Source organism: Faecalibacterium sp. DFI.5.82 (assembly GCF_029076575.1).
Taxonomy (GTDB): Bacteria; Bacillota; Clostridia; order Oscillospirales; family Ruminococcaceae; genus Faecalibacterium; species Faecalibacterium duncaniae.
Genome location: NZ_JARFIS010000086.1, coordinates 1 through 439, shown reverse-complemented (window position 1 = coordinate 439; position 439 = coordinate 1). Strand labels below are relative to the sequence as shown.

1 protein-coding gene is annotated in these 439 nt (G+C 60.6%); it reads left to right on the top strand.

Annotated elements, in window-relative coordinates; genetic code table 11:
* Positions 1-439: NAD(P)-dependent oxidoreductase (locus P0G09_RS15685; protein WP_275253118.1), on the top strand; the 439-nt coding region annotated here is incomplete at both ends.

Below are 439 nucleotides of genomic sequence, written 5' to 3'. Positions count from 1 at the left end.
ATCCCTACATCTCCATTGATGCCGCCTGGAACCTTTCCAGCCAGGTACACCACTGCGTGAACCTGAACGACATGCTCCCTCTGTGCGACTACATCACCATCCATGATCCCTACCTGCCCACCACCAAGGATACCATCAACGCCCAGACCCTGGCCCTGTGCAAGGACGGCGTGAAGATCCTGAACTACGCCCGCGGTGAGCTGGTGAACACCGCAGCCCTGCTGGAGGCCATGGAGACGGGCAAGGTATCCGGCTACATGACCGAATTCCCCACTGAGGCCATTCTGGGCAAGCCCGGCATCGTCTGCACCCCGCATCTGGGTGCTTCCACGCCCGAGGCCGAGGACAACTGTGCCGCAATGGCCGTGCAGGAGATCAGCGATTACCTCAAGAACGGCAACATCGCCCACTCGGTGAACATGCCCGAGGTGCATCAGCC